This window comes from Simplicispira sedimenti, from assembly GCF_022760965.1.
GTDB lineage: Bacteria > Pseudomonadota > Gammaproteobacteria > Burkholderiales > Burkholderiaceae_C > Simplicispira > Simplicispira sedimenti.
This window is the reverse complement of record NZ_JAKVIJ010000007.1, coordinates 66,091-84,093: the sequence shown is the minus strand read 5'-3', so window position 1 is coordinate 84,093 and position 18,003 is coordinate 66,091. Positions and strand designations below refer to the sequence as shown.

Below are 18,003 nucleotides of genomic sequence, written 5' to 3'. Positions count from 1 at the left end.
ATGGCACGCATGCTTTGCATCCCAGCGCTTGCACTGGCGGCCGTGCTGGAAGTCACCACGCTGCGCCCGGCAGTCGCTGGCGAATTCAGCGCCAGCCTGCGCAGCCATGGATTGGCGCGCCAGACGGCGAACACGGGGCCGCTGGCCCAGGCCCATGCGCGGTACGCCGGCATTGCCGCCGACCAACCCAGCGAGGGCGCTGCCCAGTTGCAATTGCAGGGCAGTGCGCAGTGGGCGGGCCTGCAGTGGCACGGGGATGTGCTGGCCCAGGCCCGGTGGCCTGCGGGTGGCCCTGGCAGCACGCACGTGTCCGTGCTGGAGGCCTATGCCGCAGGGCGGGCAGGCGCCTGGGAGTGGACGGCGGGCCGCAAGGTGGTCGGCTGGGACGTGGGCTACGGCTTTCGCCCCAACGACCTGGTGCAGCAGGAGCAGCGCCGCACGCTGGTGAGCCAGCCCCTGCAAGGCCGCCCGGTGCTGATGGCCGAACAGTTCGGCGCCGAATCGGCCTGGAGCCTGGTGGCCGTGAACCCCACCACCGGGCGTGATGCCACTGGCGCCGGCGAAAGCGCCCTGGCCGCCCGCTGGTACCAGCGCCTTGGCAGCGCCGACGCCTACGCCTTTGCCCGCTGGGGCCGCCGCACCCAAGGCAGCGTGGGGGCGGCCTGGTCCTGGGTGGCCAGCGATACGCTGGAGCTGCACGCATCGCTGCGCCACTTGGCGCGCCATGACACCTGGCAGGATGCGTCGGCCTCGGCCGGTGCGCTGGCGAGCGCCAGCCCGTGGCGTGCGCTGACTGCGGGTGCCGCGCAGCAGTTGTTGCTGGGCGGCACCTGGACCAGCGAGCGGCAGGTCAGTGTGCTGCTGGAGGCGTGGCACGACGGCACGGCGCCGTCGCGCGGGCATTGGAAGCGTTGGGAGAATCGCAACGCCGCTTTGCAGCACCTGGGCGCTGTGGGTGCGCCCGCCCTTGCGGTGGCGGCCAACCTGGCCTGGCAAACCCAGGCTTTCAGCGCCAGCCCTTCCCTGCACCGCCAGAACCTGTTCGCCCGCCTGGCCTGGACCACAGGCCCATGGGAAAGCGCGCTCGACATGCTCTACCACCCCGCAGACGGCGGCCGCCTGCTCACCGCCAGCCTGGCCTGGAAGGGCGACCGCCTGCGCCTGGAAAGCGGCCTGCGCGCCAGCGCGGGGCCGGGCACCGCCGTGGTGCGGCAACTGCCAGTGCAGCGCCAGGCGTTTGTGCAGGCGGTGTGGGTGTTGGATTGACTACCGCGCTGCCTCGCGCGCGGCTTTCACGGCCTGGCCCAGTTCGATCACGGCCATGGCGTAGTAGCTGGACCAGTTGTAGCGCGTGATGGCATAGAAGTTCTCTGTGCCTGCCACGTAGCTGGGCGGGTTGGTGCCGTTCTGCAGTTCCACCAGGGCCAGGGGACCGGTGTGGTTGGCGCCGGCCTCGTCGAGCAGGGCACCCCGCGCCTGCATGCTGGCGGCGCTGAAGGTGGGCAGGATGTCGGGGGCCAGCAGTTCGTCCTGCTGCGTGGGTGTGCCCTCCAGCCGCACGCCAAAATGCGTGGGCATGCCCGGTTGCCAGCCGTGGGCAATGAAGTAGCTGGCCACGGAGCCGATGGCGTCTGCGGCGCTGGCATGCAGGCTCACGTGGCCGTCGCCATCAAAGTCGATGGCGTAGCGCACCCAGCTCGATGGCATGAACTGCGGCAGGCCCATGGCGCCGGCAAAGCTGCCGCGCGGCGCGGTGGGGTCCTGGCCGATGCGCTGCATCAGGCTGAGGAACTGCTCCAGCTCGCGCTGGAAGAAGGCCTGGCGTTCGGCCGCACGTGGATGCGCATCGGGGAAGTCAAAGGCCAAGGTGGCCAGCGCGTCGATCACGCGGAAGTTGCCCATGTGCTGGCCGTAGATGGTCTCGACCCCCAGGATGCCCACGATGATTTCCTGCGGCACGCCGAATTCCTGCTCGGCACGCTCCAGCGTGCGGGCATGTTCCTGCCAGAAGCGCAGCCCGGCGCGCACGCGCACCGGCTCGATGAAGCGGGCGCGGTAGGCCTGCCAGTTCTTGGCCGTGCCCTTGGCCGGCGGCAGCACCAGGCGTTGCACTGCGGGCAGCAGGCGCGCCTGGCCGATGCTCTGGCGCACCCAGGCCGGGTCCAGGTCGCGGCGCGCGGCCAGGTCGTTGGCAAACTCCATGGCGTCGGCACGGTTGGCGTAGGCCGCATGGGTTGCGGTTTTTGGGTGTTTTTTGGCTTCAGCGCCCGTGGATAAAGCGCAGGTAGCTATAAAAATAGTAGCAATGACAAGGCTGCGGATCATGGTGTGGGGCTTTGGCGCACCGGCCAGCGGATCTGGCGCATGTCGCGCCGCAGCTGGCGCAGGGTGGCGCGCGGGTCGGTGGGGGAGGGGGCGTAGCGCAGGTGTTCCAGGCGCAGCAACCAGTCGGCCACGGCCTGTGCCTGGGGGCCGAAATGTGCCAAGGCCTGTGCCGCCAGGGTGCGTGGCGGCGTGTGCTCGGGCAGGTCGAGTCCGGCGCGGGCCAGGCGGGCGCGGGCCAGGGCCAGCAGGCGCAGCCAGGGGTCGTGCTGCAGGCGTTCCCACAGCGTCCAGGCGGCACCGCCCAGGGCACTGGCGACGATCAGCCCGGCGATCACGGCGGCCAGATCCTGCCAGTCGGGGCTGTCAAAACCCAGTTGGCGCAACAGGTCGTACTGGCGTTCCTGGGTGTAGTTGAGCACCCACTGGTTCCAGCGGTTGTTGGCCGCTTCCCACACAGCGCGCAGGCGCTGCGCTGCATTGGGGCTGAGGACGGTGCCCATGGCGTTGCCCAGCACGCCCTGCGGTGCCTGCAGGCGCTGGAACTGGCCCACGCGCCCCGGCGATACGGCGCCCGTGGGATCGACACGCACCCAGCCCTGGCCTTGCACCCAGACCTCGGCCCAGGCGTGTGCGTCGCTCTGGCGCACGGTCCAGTAGCCATCGACCGGGTTGAGCTCGCCGCCCTGGTAGCCGGTGACGATGCGCGCGGGCACGCCTGCGGCACGCATCAGCACGACGAAGGCCGAGGCAATGTGCTCACAAAAGCCCTGCTTGCGGTCGAACCAGAATTCGTCGGCCGTGTGCTCGCCGTACAGCCCCGGCTCCAGCGTGTAGGTGTAGCCGCCGGTGCGCAGTCGCTGCAGGGCGGCGTTGACGAGGGCCATGGTGCCGCCCTGGGCCAGTTGCGGATCGGCACGCCACTGTGCGGCCAGGGCCAGGGTGCGTGGGTTCATGCCCTGGGGCAGGGTGGTGAAGGTGCGCAGCGCGGGCACGGCCTCCAGGGGGCCGTGGGTGAAGTCGGGGTGGCTCACGGCGCGGTAGCGCTGCAGCTCGTTGATGGGCTGGCGCACCATCCACTGCAGGTCCTGCATCATGTAGGGGCGGCGCGTGCCCAGGGCAGGGGGCTCGGCCGTGGCCTCCAGCACCATCAGCCAGGGGCGAAAGCTGGGCTCCAGGGTGATCTCGTAGCGCAGCGCAGGGCCGCGCACCTGCAGTTGCGCGGGCAGGGTGAAGCGCCTGCGGGCTTCGTCCTCGTCCTCACGCACCGGGTCGGCCAGCCATTCCCGGCCGTCGAAGCTGGTGAGCACCGGGCCACGGAAATAGAGCACCGATTGCGGCGGGCGGTAGCCGGCGTCGTCAAAGCGCAGACGAAAGGCGATGCGGTCGTCCAGCGCCAGTTCGGCGATGTTGCCCACCTTCATCTGGCCCGACAGGCCCGTGCGGCCTGCCATGGTGTCGTTGGGCACGCCCCACAGCGGTGCCATGCGCGGGAAGAACATGAACAACGCCACCATGACCGGCGTGCCCAGCAGCGCCATGGTGGATGCGGTGCGCAGCGACTGCACCAGGGGCGGGCGCCCCACGGGCTGGTGCGCGTTGACCAGCGCCGTCAGCAGGCCCAGCAGGCCCAGCAGCATGGCTGCAGCCGTGGCGAGCGACTGCGAATAGAAGAAGTTGCTGAGCATGGAGAAGAACGCGAGAAAGAAGATCACCATCGCGTCGCGCTGGGCGCGTGCCTCCAATGTCTTGAGTGCCAACAGCAGGATGACGAGGGTGAGCCCCGGATCACGCCCGACGATGGTGCGGTGCGTCAGCAGCGTGCCTGCCACGGCGCACAGCATCAGCAGGTGCATGGTCCAGCGCCCTGGCAGGGGCTTGGCGCGCCAGGCCAGCGTGCCGCGCAGCAGCAGCAACAGGGCCACCGCCACCGAGGTCCAGACCGGCAGCTCGCGCACCAGCGGCGCAATCACCCAGGCGATCACGCACAGCATGAACAAGGTGTCGCGGGCATCACGTGGCAGGGCGGCCAGGGTTTGGCGCAGGTTCATGCACTGCCCCTGATGCTATAAAAATAATAGCTTCTAGCGCTTGATGGCATTGCGCTGGAGGCTGTTTTTGCTTTGAATTTCAGCATAAGGCCAGCGCCTCCAGGCAACGGCGGCGCTGGGCTGCGCCGTGGCCCATGGCAATCTCCTGGCCCGGCAGGCGCAGGCCGTAGTCCAGGCCCAGGCGGTCGGCCTGCAGCACCCAGGCGGTCAGGCGCGAGAGGCGCGTCTCCAAGTCGCCCAGGCCCGTGTGGGCATGGTCCAGCCACAGTTCGTGCCGGTGCGGCTGCTGGGCATCGCGTGCAATCAGCGTGCCGTTGCCGCTGGCAAAGGCCTGGGCGGCTTTCTTCCAGACCACGAGCTTCATGGGGTCGCCGCGGCGGTAGGCGCGCACGCCGTCAAATTCGGTGCGGCCATGGCTGGGCGCACTGCCGGTGCCGCCGCTGCGGGGCTCCCCCGGCGGCAGGGGTGGGGCGCCGGGCTCGGGCGCGGGGTACACCAGCACCTGCGCTGCCGGGCGCCACAGCGCCCAGACCCGGAAGGTGCCCAGCGGGTAGCGTGTTTCGGCTGTCAGCAGGGGTACGGGGTGCAGGCCGCGCTGCGAGGGGGAGAAGGCGATCTGCACCTGGGCGTTGCCCTGCGCGGGCACGTCGGTCCAGGCCCAGTGCCCACTGCCGTGCACGGCCAGGGCGACGGCACGGCGCGGGCTGCGGCGCTCGTTGGCCAGTTGCACGGTGAGTGCCGCACCCTGGCCCAGGAACTGCGGCTCGGGCGGCTGCAGGTGCAGGGTCAGACCGCGCAGTGTGCCGTGGCAAATGTGCATGCCCGCCACGGCGCTGCCGGCAAGCAAGAAGGTGAGCAGGTAGCCCAGGTTGAGCTGGAAGTTGATGGACGCGAGCAGCAGCACCAGCAGCGTGAGCGCCAGCATCCAGCCCGCGCCCGTGGGCAGGATGTACACATTGCGCTGCGTCAGCAGCAGGGTGTCGCTCAGGGGCAGGCGTGCCTGCATCCAGCGCGACACCTGCCGCCGCAGCGCTGCCAGGGGGTTGAGCGCGCGCAGGAACTGGCGCATTCAGGTCAACTGGATGGACGCCACCATGGCGCGCACCTGCTCCACGGCACCGCGCCCGGCGTCGCCCACGGGCACCAGGCGGTGGGCCACGGTCTGCGCGATGATGGCCTGCACGTCGTCGGGCGCCACGTAGTCGCGCCCGCTGATCAAGGCTTGCGCCTTGGCCGCACGCACCAGCGCAATGCCGGCGCGTGGCGAAAGGCCCTGCAGGAACCAGCGCCCGGAGCGGGTGGCGGCGATCAGGTCCTGCACATAGTCCAGCAATGCGGCGCTGGCGTGAACTTCGGTCACGCTGTGTTGCAGCGCTGCCAGCTCGGCAGCGGTCAGCAAGGGCTGCAGGGTGAGGGCCATTTCGCGCCGGTCTTCGCCAGCGAGCAACTGGCGTTCTGCGGCGCGATCGGGGTAGCCCAGCGAGATGCGCATCAGGAAGCGGTCGAGCTGGGACTCGGGCAGGGCGTAGGTGCCCAACTGGTCGTGCGGGTTTTGTGTGGCGATGACGAAGAAGGGCTCGGGCAGGGCACGCGTTTCGCCTTCCACCGACACCTGCTTTTCCTCCATGGCTTCGAGCAGGGCGCTTTGCGTCTTGGGGCTGGCACGGTTGATTTCGTCGGCCAGCAGCACCTGCGCGAACACCGGGCCGGGGTGGAAGACGAAGGACTCCTTGCCGCGCTCGTACACTGACACGCCCACCAGGTCACTGGGCATCAGGTCGGCCGTGAACTGCACGCGGGAAAACCGCAGGCCGAAGGTGTGGGCCAGGGCATGGGCCAGCGTGGTCTTGCCCACGCCGGGCACGTCCTCGATCAGCAGATGACCGCCCGCCAGCAGACAGGCCACACAGTCCCGTACGCTGTCAGTTTTGCCTACGATCACCGTGTTAAGCTGATCCAGTATCGATTGGATTTTGATATGCGCTTGCATGGCGTGAAGTTACCTCAGATTTTCCGGCGGAGAGGCAAGGCGATGGGCAAGACGGGTTATTTTTCTCACCAAGACTGTTGGTTGCACGAAATGGGGCCCGGCCATCCAGAGTGTCCTGGAAGGTTGGATGCCATCGAAGACCGGTTGCTTGTCACCGGTGTTGCCGATGCGCTGGAGCGCTGCGAGGCGCCCCAGGCCTCTTTGGCCGACATTGAACTGGCACACAACCGGTTGCACATTGCCGCCATGCGCGGCCTCACGGATTGGCTGCGCGAGGAGGTGGAGGCCGGTGGCCCGCCCTACACGCAGGTGGATCCGGACACCTCCATGAACCTGCACACCTGGAACGCCGCGCTGCGTGCTGCAGGCGCTGCCATGGCGGCCACGGATGCCGTGCTGGCGGGGGAACTGGAAAATGCCTTTTGCGCGGTGCGCCCGCCTGGCCACCATGCCACGCGCGACAAGGCCATGGGTTTCTGCTTCTTCAACAACGTGGCCGTGGCCGCCAAATACGCGTTGCAGCGCCACAACCTCAACCGTGTGGCGGTGGTGGACTTTGACGTGCACCATGGCAACGGTACCGAGGACATCCTGGCGGGGGACGAGCGTGCGCTGATGGTGAGTTTCTTCCAGCACCCGTTCTATCCCTACAGCGGAGACCAGGCGCCGGCCGCCAACATGGTCAATGTGCCGGTGGCTGCTTACACGCGCGGCATGGACATCCGCGACATTGTCGAGATGATGTGGATCCCCCGGCTGGAGGCGTTCAAGCCCGAGCTCATCTTCATCAGCGCGGGTTTTGATGCCCATCGCGAAGACGACATGGGCCAGTTGGGTCTGACCGAGCAGGACTACACCTGGATCACCCAGCGCATCAAGGACGTGGCGCGCAAGCACTGTCAGGGGCGCATCGTCTCGTGCCTGGAGGGCGGGTACGTCATGGGCCCGTTGGCACGCAGTGTGGAAGCCCATGTGCGTGTTCTGGCCGACATTTGACGAATTCTCCCATGACTGCAAGCCGCAAAACAGCTTCTTCCGACCTGGTGCAGGTCGCGCGTGATGCGCGTGGCGTGGCCACGATCACGCTCAATGATCCCGCCCGCTTCAATGCATTGGGCGGGGAAATGCTCGCTGCCTTGCAGGAGGCGATCGATGCACTGGCGCAGGACGAGTCGCTGCGCGTGGTGGTGCTCGCGGCAGCGGGCAAAGCCTTCTGCGCAGGCCACAACCTCAAGGACATGGCCCAGCACCCCGAGCTGGACTGGTACCAGCAGCTTTTTGCGCAGTGCTCGCGCGTCATGCTTTCGCTGCACAAGCTGCCCGTGCCGGTGATTGCGCGTGTGCACGGCATGGCCACGGCGGCAGGATGCCAGTTGGTGGCGCAGTGCGATCTGGCCGTGGCGGCAGACTGCGCCAGCTTTGCCACCAGTGGCATCCACTATGGCCTGTTCTGTTCCACGCCCAGCGTGCCGCTGGTGCGCAACGTGCCTGCCAAGCGCGCCATGGAAATGCTGCTCACAGGCGACTTCATCGATGCCGCCACCGCAAAGCAGGAGGGCTTGGTCAACCGGGTGGTGTCCCTCCAGGCGCTCGATGCGGAGGTGGAGCAGCTCGTGCAGTCCATCCTGGAGAAGCCGCGCGTTGCCGTCGCCATGGGCAAGGCCCTGGTGTATCGCCAGCGCGAGCTGGGTCTGGAGGCTGCCTACCAGCTCGCGGGCCAGACCATGGCCGTCAACATGATGGATGCCGCCGCCCAAGAGGGCGCGCGTGCTTTCGCCGAGAAGCGCAAGCCCGATTGGAAGTGCTGATGGCGGGGAAGGTGTATTCGCCCGTGGTGGACGGGTTTGACGCTTGGTTTGCCGCATTCACGAAGCCGACGGTGCTCATTGAGTTGGGCGCCTTGCTGGTTTGTCTGGGGCTGGCGTGGGCGCTGGTCGCCTTGCTCAGGCGTGGGCTCAAGACATCCAACTCCATTCTTTTCGGTCGCAGCGTTGTGGACGGCGCGCTGTTTCCCTTGTTGCTGCTGGCCTTTGGCTACCTGGCCAAGACCCTGCTGCAACAATGGGTGCCATCTGCCGTATGGGTGGTCGTCATTCCGGTGCTGGTGGCGTTGGCGGTCATACGTGTGGGGGTCAAGGTGCTGCAGGTGGCCTTTCCGCAGGCAACTTGGGTCAGACCCGTGGAGCGCAGCATTTCTTGGCTGGTCTGGCTGGCCATGGTGCTGTGGGTGACCGGCTTGCTGCCGCTGGTGTTGCAGGAACTGGAGCAGATCACCTGGAAGGTGGGCGGCTCCACGCTCTCGCTGCGCACTTTGATCGAAGGGGCGCTCACTGCGGGCGTGGTGCTGCTGTTGTCACTCTGGATCTCCGCCGCCATAGAGTCCCGGTTGTTGCGCTCGGCGGTTGGCGGGGATCTGTCCTTGCGCAAGGCCGTCAGCAACGCCACACGCGCATTGCTGATGTTTGTGGGCTTGATCGTTGGGCTGTCGGCGGTGGGCATCGATCTGACGGCCCTCTCCGTGCTGGGCGGGGCCATCGGTGTGGGCATCGGCTTTGGCCTGCAGAAGCTGGCGGCCAACTATGTGAGCGGCTTCGTCATCCTCGCGGAGCGCAGCTTGCGCATTGGCGACAACGTGCGCGTGGACAACTTCGAGGGCATCGTCACCGACATCAAGACACGCTACACCGTGATTCGCTCGCTGGCGGGTCGCGAGTCCATTGTGCCCAACGAGATGATCATCACCAGCAGGGTGGAAAACCTCTCGCTGGCAGACCCGCGCGTCTGGGCCTCCACGGTGGTCAGTGTCGCTTACGACAGCGACGTGGATCAGGTCATGCGTTTGCTGCTGGAGGCGACGCTGCGTTGCGAGCGGGTGTTGCGCGAGCCGGGTCCCAGTGTGGCACTCTCGAATTTCGGCGCCGATGGACTGGAATTCACCGTGGGCTACTGGATTGCCGATCCACAGAACGGCCAATTGGGGCTGCGCTCGCAGATCAACGTCGCCATCTTGCAGACTTTGCGCGCGCATCACATTGATATCCCGTATCCGCAGCGTGTGGTGCACGTCACGCAGCCCCTCGCTGCCCCCCACTGAGTGGTGCCAGCCGGGGGCGTCCGGCGGGTGACAAAAATCGCTGGACAAGGGGCGTGGCTGTCCTATAATCTCGAAAAAGCACGATCGTTCGTTTTTATAAATCTACAACCTGACACTGTTCGCCGCCATTTCGTTGCACTGCGGCATAGAATGTCTGGGTTTACGTAACGTCAATTAATCAACCCTAGGAGCCGCAGCAATGAAGGTTTTGGTCCCTGTCAAGCGCGTGGTGGACTACAACGTGAAGGTCCGTGTGAATTCGGACGGCACGGGCGTGGACATCGCCAACGTCAAGATGAGCATGAACCCCTTTGACGAAATCGCCGTCGAAGAGGCCGTGCGCCTGAAGGAAAAAGGCGTGGTGACCGAGGTCATCGCCGTCTCCTGTGGTGTGGACAAGTGCCAGGAAACCCTGCGCACTGCCATGGCCATCGGAGCCGATCGCGGCATCCTGGTCGAGACCGATGCCGAGCTGCAGCCCCTGGCCGTGGCCAAGCTGCTCAAGGCCCTGGTCGATAAAGAGCAGCCCGGCCTGATCATCCTGGGCAAACAAGCCATCGATGACGATTCCAACCAGACCGGCCAGATGCTCGCCGCACTGTGCGACCTGCCCCAGGCCACCTTCGCTTCCAAGGTGGAAGTGGCTGGCGACAAGGTCAGCGTGACCCGCGAAGTCGATGGCGGCCTGGAGACCGTGCAACTGAGCCTGCCGGCCGTGGTCACCACCGACCTGCGCCTGAACGAGCCGCGCTACGTCACGCTGCCCAACATCATGAAGGCCAAGAAAAAGCAGCTGGACACCGTCAAGCCCGCCGATCTGGGTGTCGATGTCGCGCCGCGCATCAAGACCCTCAAGGTTTCCGAGCCGCCCAAGCGCAGCGCAGGCATCAAGGTGCCCGATGTCGCCACGCTGGTGGACAAGCTCAAGAACGAAGCCAAAGTCATCTGAGGCCCGAAGGAGTAACACACATGACCGCACTCGTCATTGCAGAACACGACAACGCGAGCCTCAAGGGCTCCACGCTCAACACCGTCACCGCAGCCAAGGCTTGCGGCGGCGACGTGCATGTGCTGGTGGCCGGTGAGGGCGCCGCAGCCGCAGCGCAGGCCGCAGCCCAGATCGCCGGTGTGTCCAAGGTGATCCACGCCGACGGCGCCAGCCTCAAGGACGGCCTGGCCGAGAACGTCGCCGCCCAGGTGCTTGCCATCGCTGGCAACTACAGCCACATCCTGTTCCCCGCCACCGCAGGCGGCAAGAACGTGGCGCCGCGCGTGGCTGCCAAGCTCGACGTGGCCCAGATCAGCGAGATCACCAAGGTGGGCAGCGCCGACACCTTCGAGCGCCCCATCTACGCCGGCAACGCCATCGCCACCGTGCAAAGCGCTGACGCCGTCAAGGTCATCACCGTGCGCACCACGGGCTTCGATGCCGCAGCCGCCACGGGTGGCAGCGCCGCCGTGGAATCGGTGGCCGCTGTGGCCGATTCGGGCAAGAGCAGCTTTGCCGGCCGCGAAGTGACCAAGAGCGACCGCCCCGAGCTGACCGCCGCCAAGATCATCGTCTCCGGTGGCCGTGCCCTGGGCAGTGCCGAGAAGTTCAACGAAGTGATGACCCCCCTGGCTGACAAGCTGGGCGCGGCCATCGGCGCATCGCGCGCAGCGGTGGACGCTGGCTACGCACCCAACGATCTGCAGGTCGGCCAGACCGGCAAGATCGTGGCGCCGCAGCTTTACATCGCTGCAGGCATCTCGGGCGCTATCCAGCACTTGGCTGGCATGAAGGACTCCAAGGTGATCGTTGCGATCAACAAGGATCCCGAAGCGCCGATCTTCAGCGTGGCCGACTACGGCCTGGAAGCCGACCTGTTCGCGGCCGTGCCGGAACTGGTCAAGGCCTTGTAAGTCCTGCGTCGCCCCCTTGGGCTCCTCTCGGGGCCCAAAGGGCGACGAACGCGGCACGGTGGCTTCTTCGCTCAAGGAGATCACATGGTGACAGGCGTCCCGCACCATTCTGCTTTGGTGCAAGGGCTGGTGAACGATCACCGGCAACTACTGCAAGCTTTCGGGCGGCTCAAGCATTGTGCTGAGGCTGAAGACCCTGGGGCGTTCAAGCATGCCTTGGTCGATTTCAAGGCATTGCTGGTACCACACCTGCTGCAGGAAGCCATCAAGCTGTACACCTTCCTGAGGCAGGAGCTGAAGGCGCAAGGCAACCAGCAGGCGTATCAGATGGTCAACGGCTACAAGACCGAGATGGGCGGCATCGGGGATGCTGCTGTGCGTTTTGTGGAAACCTACACTGCGACGGCCGACGCAGACATCGATTTTGTCGGGGTGCGTGCTGCACTGGACGACATCGGAAAGCTTCTTGGCGACCGTATCCGTCGCGAAGAGGCAGAACTCTATCCTCTCTACCAATCGCTTCACTAGGCGCGTTTTTGCGCGCGAGAACTATGTCTTATCACGCCCCCATCAAGGATATGCTGTTCAACATGCAGCATCTGGCCCACATCGAACAGGTCGCACAAATCCCAGGCTTTGAGGATGCTGGCCTGGACACCGCCGCCGCGGTGCTCGAAGAGTGCGCTAAGTTCACCGAGGGCGTGCTGGCTCCGCTCAACTTCGAGGGGGACAAAAACCCCTCGTCCTGGAAGGACGGAGTGGTCACCGCCACGCCAGGCTTCAAGGACGCCTTTCACCAGCTCACCGAAGGCGGCTGGCAGGGCCTGCAGCACCCGCAGGACTTCGGTGGCCAGGGCCTGCCCAAGACCATCGGCGCTGCCTGCATGGAGATGCTCAACAGCTCCAACATGAGCTTTGCCCTGTGCCCGCTGCTGACCGATGGCGCCATCGAGGCGCTGTTGACGGCGGGCAGCGACGAACTCAAGGCCATTTACCTGGAGAAACTCATCTCCGGCCAATGGACTGGCACCATGAACCTGACCGAGCCCCAGGCGGGCTCTGATCTGGCACTGGTGCGCACCAAGGCCGATCCGCAGCCTGACGGCACCTACAAGATTTTCGGCACCAAGATTTTCATCACCTGGGGTGAGCACGACATGGCCGAGAACATCGTCCATCTGGTGCTGGCCCGTGTGGCGGGTGCGCCCGAGGGCGTCAAGGGCATCAGTCTGTTCGTGGTGCCCAAATTCATGGTGAACCAGGACGGCAGCCTGGGCGCGCGCAACGACGTGCACTGCGTCAGCATCGAGCACAAGATGGGCATCAAGGCCAGCCCCACGGCCGTGCTGCAGTTTGGCGACCATGGCGGCGCCGTGGGCTACCTGGTGGGCCAGGAAAACCGTGGCCTCGAGTACATGTTCATCATGATGAATGCCGCGCGCTACGGCGTGGGCATCCAGGGCATCGCCATTGCCGAGCGCGCCTACCAGAAGGCCGTGCAGTACGCCCGCGACCGCGTGCAGAGCCGCCCCGTGGACGGCAGCGTGGCCGCCAGCGCCGCCATCATCCACCACCCGGACGTGCGCCGCATGCTCATGACCATGCGCGCCACCACCGAGGCCTGCCGCGCCATGGCCAGCACGGCCGCAGCGGCCTACGACGCTGCGCACCACCACCCTGATGCGCAGGTGCGCAAGGACAACGCCACTTTCTACGAATTCATGGTGCCGCTGGTCAAGGGCTACAGCACAGAAATGAGCCTGGAAGTCGCGAGCCTGGGCGTGCAGGTGCATGGCGGCATGGGATTCATCGAGGAAACGGGCGCCGCCCAGTACTACCGCGACGCCAAGATCCTGACCATCTACGAAGGCACCACGGCCATCCAGGCCAACGATCTGGTGGGCCGCAAGACCACGCGCGACGGCGGTCAGACGGCCCGTGCCATTGCCGCGCAGATCGAAAAGACCGAAGCGGATCTGACTGCCAGCGGCACGCCCGCGGCCCGGGCCGTGGCACGCCGCCTGGCGGCCGCACGCAAGGCCTACCTGGACGTGGTGGACTTTGTCTGCAGCAGCGCCAAGGCATCGCCCAACGCCGTGTATGCAGGCAGCGTGCCCTACCTCATGCTGGCAGGCAACCTGGTGGCGGGCTGGCAGATGGGCCGCGCGCTGCTGGTGGCGCAGGAGCTGTTGCAAAAGGGACAGGACGAAGCCTTCATGCGCGCCAAGATCGCCACGGCACAGTTCTATGCCGAGCACATCCTGGTGCGTGCGCAAGGCCTGCGCGACGGGATCGTGGAAGGCGCAGACAGCGTGACTGCGCTGCCACTGGACCTGTTCTGATCGAGCATCCTCGGCGCCAGAGTACCGAGGATGCTATAAAAATAATAGCCTCCAGCGCTTATGGATAGAGCGCTGGAGGCCTATTTGTCAATCAATGGAGACCGCCATGTCCACCTTGCCCCCGGTATTGCAGAAGCCCACGCTTCCCGTCATCGGCTCACCCCTGTTCATCATCAGCAACCCCAAGCTGGTGATCGAGCAGTGCAAGGCAGGCATCGTGGGTTCCATGCCCGCGCTCAATGCGCGCCCGGCCGAGCTGCTGGATGAATGGCTGGCCGAGATCACCGAGACCCTGGCCGCCTGGGACAAGGCAAACCCTGACCGGCCCTCGGCGCCCTTCGCGATCAACCAGATCGTGCACAAGAGCAACGACCGGCTGGAGCACGACATGCAGGTCTGCGCCAAGTACAAGGTGCCTATCGTCATCACCAGCCTGGGCGCGCGCGAGGACGTGAACCAGGCGGTGCACGCCTGGGGTGGCATCGTGCTGCACGATGTCATCAACAACAAGTTCGCTCGCAAGGCGGTGGAAAAGGGCGCTGACGGCCTGATTGCCGTGGCTGCGGGTGCCGGTGGCCATGCGGGCACCAAGAGCCCGTTCGCGCTGGTGCAGGAAATCCGCGACTGGTTCGCCGGCCCGCTGGCGCTGTCGGGCTCCATCGCCTCGGGCGGTGCCATCCTGGCGGCGCAGGCCATGGGAGCCGACTTCGCCTACATCGGCTCGGCCTTCATTGCCACGCACGAAGCCCGCGCCGCCGACGCCTACAAACAGGCCATTGTCGAGTGCACTTCGGACGACATCATCTACAGCAACCTGTTCACCGGCGTGCACGGCAACTACCTGGCGCCGTCCATCCGCGCCGCCGGGCTGGATCCCGAGCACCTGCCCGAATCCGACCCAAGCAAGATGAACTTTGGTGGGGGCGCGGCCGCCAAGGCCTGGAAGGATATCTGGGGCTGCGGCCAGGGGATTGGCGCGATCCACGAGGTCACCAGCGCGGCCGACCTGGTGGCGCGGCTGCGCCGCGAATACGAGGCTGCGCGTGCGCGGCTGCTGGGACAGTGATCCAAACCGCGGACGGCGGCGCACACGACGCATGAAACTGGCGCGCCCCAGGCCAGGGCTCCCGCGCAAGGGCCGCCAGCATTCCCAGGTGTGGGCGCTGGGAGCGTCCCCCTGCCCGCAGCGCGCAGCGATGCGAGAGCGGGGGGAAGGTGCGAAGCGCCTCAGGAGGGTGTTGTTTCATTCAGTCAGTGGCATGTAAGTGCGGGCGCAGACAGTGTCGGGGCTTTTACTGACCTTCAGGAGACAACCCATGAGCGCGCCCACGAATGCCATTGAATCCAACCTGGTGGAAAACCGGGTGTTTCCGCCTTCCGATGCCGTGGTCAAGGCGGCCCGGATTTCCGGCATGGCCGCCTACGATGCCTTGTGCAACGAGGCCAACACCGACTTCGAGGGCTTCTGGGCCCGCCGTGCCCGCGAAAACCTGCAGTGGACCAAGCCCTTCACGCAGACGCTGGACGAGTCCAATGCCCCCTTCTTCCGTTGGTTTGCCGACGGCGAACTCAACGCCAGCGCCAACTGCCTGGACAGGCACATTGGCACGCCGGTAGAGAACAAGACCGCCATCATTTTTGAAGCCGACGATGGCGCCGTCACCCGTGTCACCTACAAGGAGCTGCTGGCCCGCGTGAGCCAGTTCGCCAACGCGCTGCAGTCCTGTGGTGTGGGCAAGGGCGATCGCGTGCTCATCTACATGCCCATGACCATCGAGGGCGTGGTGGCCATGCAGGCCTGCGCGCGCATTGGCGCCACGCACAGCGTGGTGTTCGGCGGCTTCTCGGCCAAGGCGGTGCAGGAGCGCATCATCGACGCCGGTGCCGTGGCCGTGGTGACCGCCAACTACCAGTTGCGCGGTGGCAAGGAGCTGCCGCTCAAGGGCATCATCGACGAGGCCCTGGCCATGGGCGGGTGCGAGAGCATCCGCAACGTGCTGGTGTACGAGCGCACCAAGACGCCCTGCAACATGGTCGCTGGCCGCGACAAGACCTTTTCTGAGGTGCTGGCAGGTCAGAGCACCGAGTGCCCCGCCGTGGCCGTGGAGGCCGAACACCCGCTGTTCATCCTCTACACCTCGGGCTCCACGGGCAAGCCCAAGGGCGTGCAGCACAGCACGGGCGGCTACCTGCTGTGGGCCAAGATGACCATGGATTGGACCTTCGATCTGCGCCCCGACGACGTGTTCTGGTGCACTGCCGACATCGGCTGGATCACCGGCCACACCTATGTGGCCTACGGCCCGCTGGCGGCCGGTGCCACGCAGATCATCTTCGAAGGCATTCCCACGTACCCGAACGCCGGCCGCTTCTGGCAGATGATCGAGCGCCACCAGTGCTCCATCTTCTACACCGCGCCCACGGCGATCCGTTCGCTCATCAAGGCAGCCGACAGCGATGCGGCGGTACACCCCGCGCGCTCCAACCTTTCCAGCCTGCGTATCCTGGGCAGCGTGGGGGAGCCCATCAATCCCGAAGCCTGGATGTGGTACTACAAAAACGTGGGCGGCGAACGCTGCCCGATCGTGGACACCTTCTGGCAGACCGAAACCGGCGGCCACGTCATCACCCCACTGCCGGGCGCAACGCCGTTGGTGCCGGGCTCGTGCACGCTGCCGCTGCCGGGCATCACGACCGCCATTGTTGATGAGGCGGGACAGGACATGCCCAATGGTTCGGGTGGCATCCTGGTCATCAAGCGCCCCTGGCCCAGCATGATCCGCACCATCTGGAACGACCCCGAGCGCTTCAAGAAGAGCTACTTCCCGGAAGAACTCAAGGGCTATTACCTGGCTGGCGACGGCGCCGTGCGCAGTGCCGACCGCGGCTACTTCCGCATCACCGGCCGTATCGACGACGTGCTCAACGTCTCGGGCCACCGCATGGGCACCATGGAGATCGAGTCGGCCCTGGTGGCCAAGACCGACCTGGTGGCCGAAGCTGCCGTGGTGGGCCGCCCCGACGACGTGACCGGTGAGGCCATCTGCGCCTTTGTGGTGCTCAAGCGCCCACGTCCCACGGGCGACGAAGCCAAGGAGATCGCCGCTGAGCTGCGCAACTGGGTGGCCAAGGAAATCGGCCCCATTGCCAAGCCCAAGGACATCCGCTTCGGCGACAACCTGCCCAAGACGCGCAGCGGCAAGATCATGCGCCGCCTGTTGCGCTCGATCGCCAAGGGTGAAGCCATCACCCAGGACACCAGCACGTTGGAGAATCCCGCAATTCTGGAACAGTTGGCCCAGACCAACTGATCCAGAAGGGCGCCATGAGGCGCCTGCGCGTAGCGCTTGCGGGATTCGGGGGGCACTCATGTCGCGTAGCGACGTGATGTGACCACAAAATCCCAGCGGAATATGGATCAGTTGGCCCAGACCAACTGATCCGGAAGGGCGCCATGAGGCGTCCGTGCGTAAAAAAAACAAAGGGTGCCCATGGCACCCTTTGCGTTTTTGCAGAGACCGTCCAAAGAAAAACCGCCGTGCCCGGAGAGGCTGCGGCGGTTTTTCCAAGCGCCTTCCGCCGCAGCGGAGGGCGCTGGAGTGAAGCAGTATTACTTCAGCGACAGAATCCAAGCCACCAGCTTCTTGGCGTCGGCTTCGTTGACCTGGGGGTTGGCGGGCATGGGCACGGGACCCCAAGCACCCTTGGTGCCCTTCATGACCTTGGTAGCCAAAGCATCCGCAGCGGCCTTGTCGCCGGCGTACTTCTTGGCCACGTCCTTGTAGGAAGGACCCACCAGCTTCTTGTCGACAGCGTGGCAGGACATGCAGTTCTTGGACTTGGCCAGCGCTTCGTCGGCCATTGCCGGAGCAGCGACGGACAGGGTCATGGCAAGGGCGATCAGGGTACGCTTCATCATGGGGGTTCCTCTGGTTGGGTTACATTGCTGATAATGGGATTGTAGTGAAGACGGTTGACAACCACAAAACCATACTGACGACATTTGAGGCAAATCATGTACCTGCTCGGCCTAGGCATTCTTCTGGCGCTTCTGAAGTACCTCGAAATCGGCCCTGTTGCCCAGTGGTCCTGGTGGGTGGTACTGGTTCCTTTCGGTTTGACCCTGCTGTGGTGGGGCTGGGCCGATTCCACCGGCTACACCAAGCGCAAGGCCATGGAGAAGGTGGAAAAGCGCAAACAGGACCGCGTGAACAAGCAGAAGGAAGCCATGGGCATGCGCCCGCGCAAGCCGCGCTGAAGTGTCACTGGTCTTGTTGGCCGGGGTCTGGCAGCACTACGAGC

16 protein-coding genes are annotated in these 18,003 nt (G+C 65.7%); 11 read left to right on the top strand and 5 right to left on the bottom strand.

Features of this window, described 5'->3' with window-relative positions:
* Window positions 1–1,266, top strand: a complete 1,266-nt coding sequence (locus MJ602_RS09415; RefSeq protein WP_243020584.1) for a hypothetical protein — start codon at window positions 1–3, stop codon at window positions 1,264–1,266.
* Here the strand turns inward: MJ602_RS09415 and mltB are convergent, their stop codons facing one another.
* From mltB to MJ602_RS09395, 4 genes are all read right to left on the bottom strand, one after another.
* Window positions 1,267–2,325, bottom strand: coding sequence for a lytic murein transglycosylase B (gene mltB, locus MJ602_RS09410; protein ID WP_162016720.1), 1,059 nt, complete (start codon window positions 2,323–2,325; stop codon window positions 1,267–1,269).
* The gene (locus tag MJ602_RS09405) at window positions 2,322–4,373 is read right to left on the bottom strand and encodes a transglutaminase TgpA family protein (protein WP_243020583.1); all 2,052 of its coding nucleotides are present in this window, start codon (window positions 4,371–4,373) and stop codon (window positions 2,322–2,324) included. Before MJ602_RS09405 ends, mltB begins: the two co-directional genes overlap by 4 nt.
* Window positions 4,374–4,452: 79 nt before the next feature.
* Window positions 4,453–5,442 (bottom strand): DUF58 domain-containing protein, encoded by a 990-nt coding sequence (locus MJ602_RS09400; RefSeq protein WP_243020581.1) that lies wholly within the window; start codon window positions 5,440–5,442, stop codon window positions 4,453–4,455.
* On the bottom strand, window positions 5,443–6,363 hold the full coding sequence (locus MJ602_RS09395; protein ID WP_243020579.1) for an AAA family ATPase: 921 nt from the start codon (window positions 6,361–6,363) through the stop codon (window positions 5,443–5,445).
* Between the two features lie 42 nt (window positions 6,364–6,405).
* Between MJ602_RS09395 and MJ602_RS09390 the strand changes: the two genes are divergently transcribed.
* From MJ602_RS09390 to acs, 9 genes are all read left to right on the top strand, one after another.
* Window positions 6,406–7,359 (top strand): histone deacetylase family protein, encoded by a 954-nt coding sequence (locus MJ602_RS09390; RefSeq protein WP_162016716.1) that lies wholly within the window; start codon window positions 6,406–6,408, stop codon window positions 7,357–7,359.
* A gap of 11 nt (window positions 7,360–7,370) precedes the next feature.
* Window positions 7,371–8,171, top strand: a complete 801-nt coding sequence (locus MJ602_RS09385) for an enoyl-CoA hydratase (RefSeq protein WP_243020577.1) — start codon at window positions 7,371–7,373, stop codon at window positions 8,169–8,171.
* The gene (locus MJ602_RS09380) at window positions 8,171–9,457 is read left to right on the top strand and encodes a mechanosensitive ion channel family protein (RefSeq protein ID WP_243020575.1); all 1,287 of its coding nucleotides are present in this window, start codon (window positions 8,171–8,173) and stop codon (window positions 9,455–9,457) included. Before MJ602_RS09385 ends, MJ602_RS09380 begins: the two co-directional genes overlap by 1 nt.
* Window positions 9,458–9,656: 199 nt before the next feature.
* Window positions 9,657–10,406 carry an electron transfer flavoprotein subunit beta/FixA family protein gene (locus MJ602_RS09375; protein WP_243020574.1) on the top strand — a complete coding sequence of 250 codons (750 nt, stop codon included), beginning with the start codon at window positions 9,657–9,659 and terminating at the stop codon, window positions 10,404–10,406.
* Between the two features lie 20 nt (window positions 10,407–10,426).
* Window positions 10,427–11,359: an electron transfer flavoprotein subunit alpha/FixB family protein gene (locus MJ602_RS09370; RefSeq protein ID WP_243020572.1), complete on the top strand. Its 933-nt coding sequence runs from the start codon at window positions 10,427–10,429 to the stop codon at window positions 11,357–11,359.
* 84 nt (window positions 11,360–11,443) lie between these two features.
* Window positions 11,444–11,887, top strand: a complete 444-nt coding sequence (locus MJ602_RS09365) for a hemerythrin domain-containing protein (RefSeq protein WP_243020570.1) — start codon at window positions 11,444–11,446, stop codon at window positions 11,885–11,887.
* Between the two features lie 23 nt (window positions 11,888–11,910).
* Window positions 11,911–13,701 carry an acyl-CoA dehydrogenase gene (locus tag MJ602_RS09360; protein WP_243020568.1) on the top strand — a complete coding sequence of 597 codons (1,791 nt, stop codon included), beginning with the start codon at window positions 11,911–11,913 and terminating at the stop codon, window positions 13,699–13,701.
* 106 nt (window positions 13,702–13,807) lie between these two features.
* A complete protein-coding gene (locus MJ602_RS09355; protein WP_243020566.1) occupies window positions 13,808–14,767 on the top strand; it encodes an NAD(P)H-dependent flavin oxidoreductase in 960 nt (319 codons plus the stop codon).
* Between the two features lie 250 nt (window positions 14,768–15,017).
* Window positions 15,018–17,012, top strand: a complete 1,995-nt coding sequence (acs, locus tag MJ602_RS09350) for an acetate--CoA ligase (protein WP_243020564.1) — start codon at window positions 15,018–15,020, stop codon at window positions 17,010–17,012.
* A gap of 299 nt (window positions 17,013–17,311) precedes the next feature.
* Here the strand turns inward: acs and MJ602_RS09345 are convergent, their stop codons facing one another.
* Window positions 17,312–17,617: a c-type cytochrome gene (locus MJ602_RS09345; RefSeq protein ID WP_243020715.1), complete on the bottom strand. Its 306-nt coding sequence runs from the start codon at window positions 17,615–17,617 to the stop codon at window positions 17,312–17,314.
* A gap of 99 nt (window positions 17,618–17,716) precedes the next feature.
* Here MJ602_RS09345 and MJ602_RS09340 point away from each other — a divergent pair, with 99 nt between their 5' ends.
* Window positions 17,717–17,959: a TIGR04438 family Trp-rich protein gene (locus MJ602_RS09340; RefSeq protein WP_243020563.1), complete on the top strand. Its 243-nt coding sequence runs from the start codon at window positions 17,717–17,719 to the stop codon at window positions 17,957–17,959.
* The last annotated feature ends 44 nt before the right edge of the window (window positions 17,960–18,003 follow it).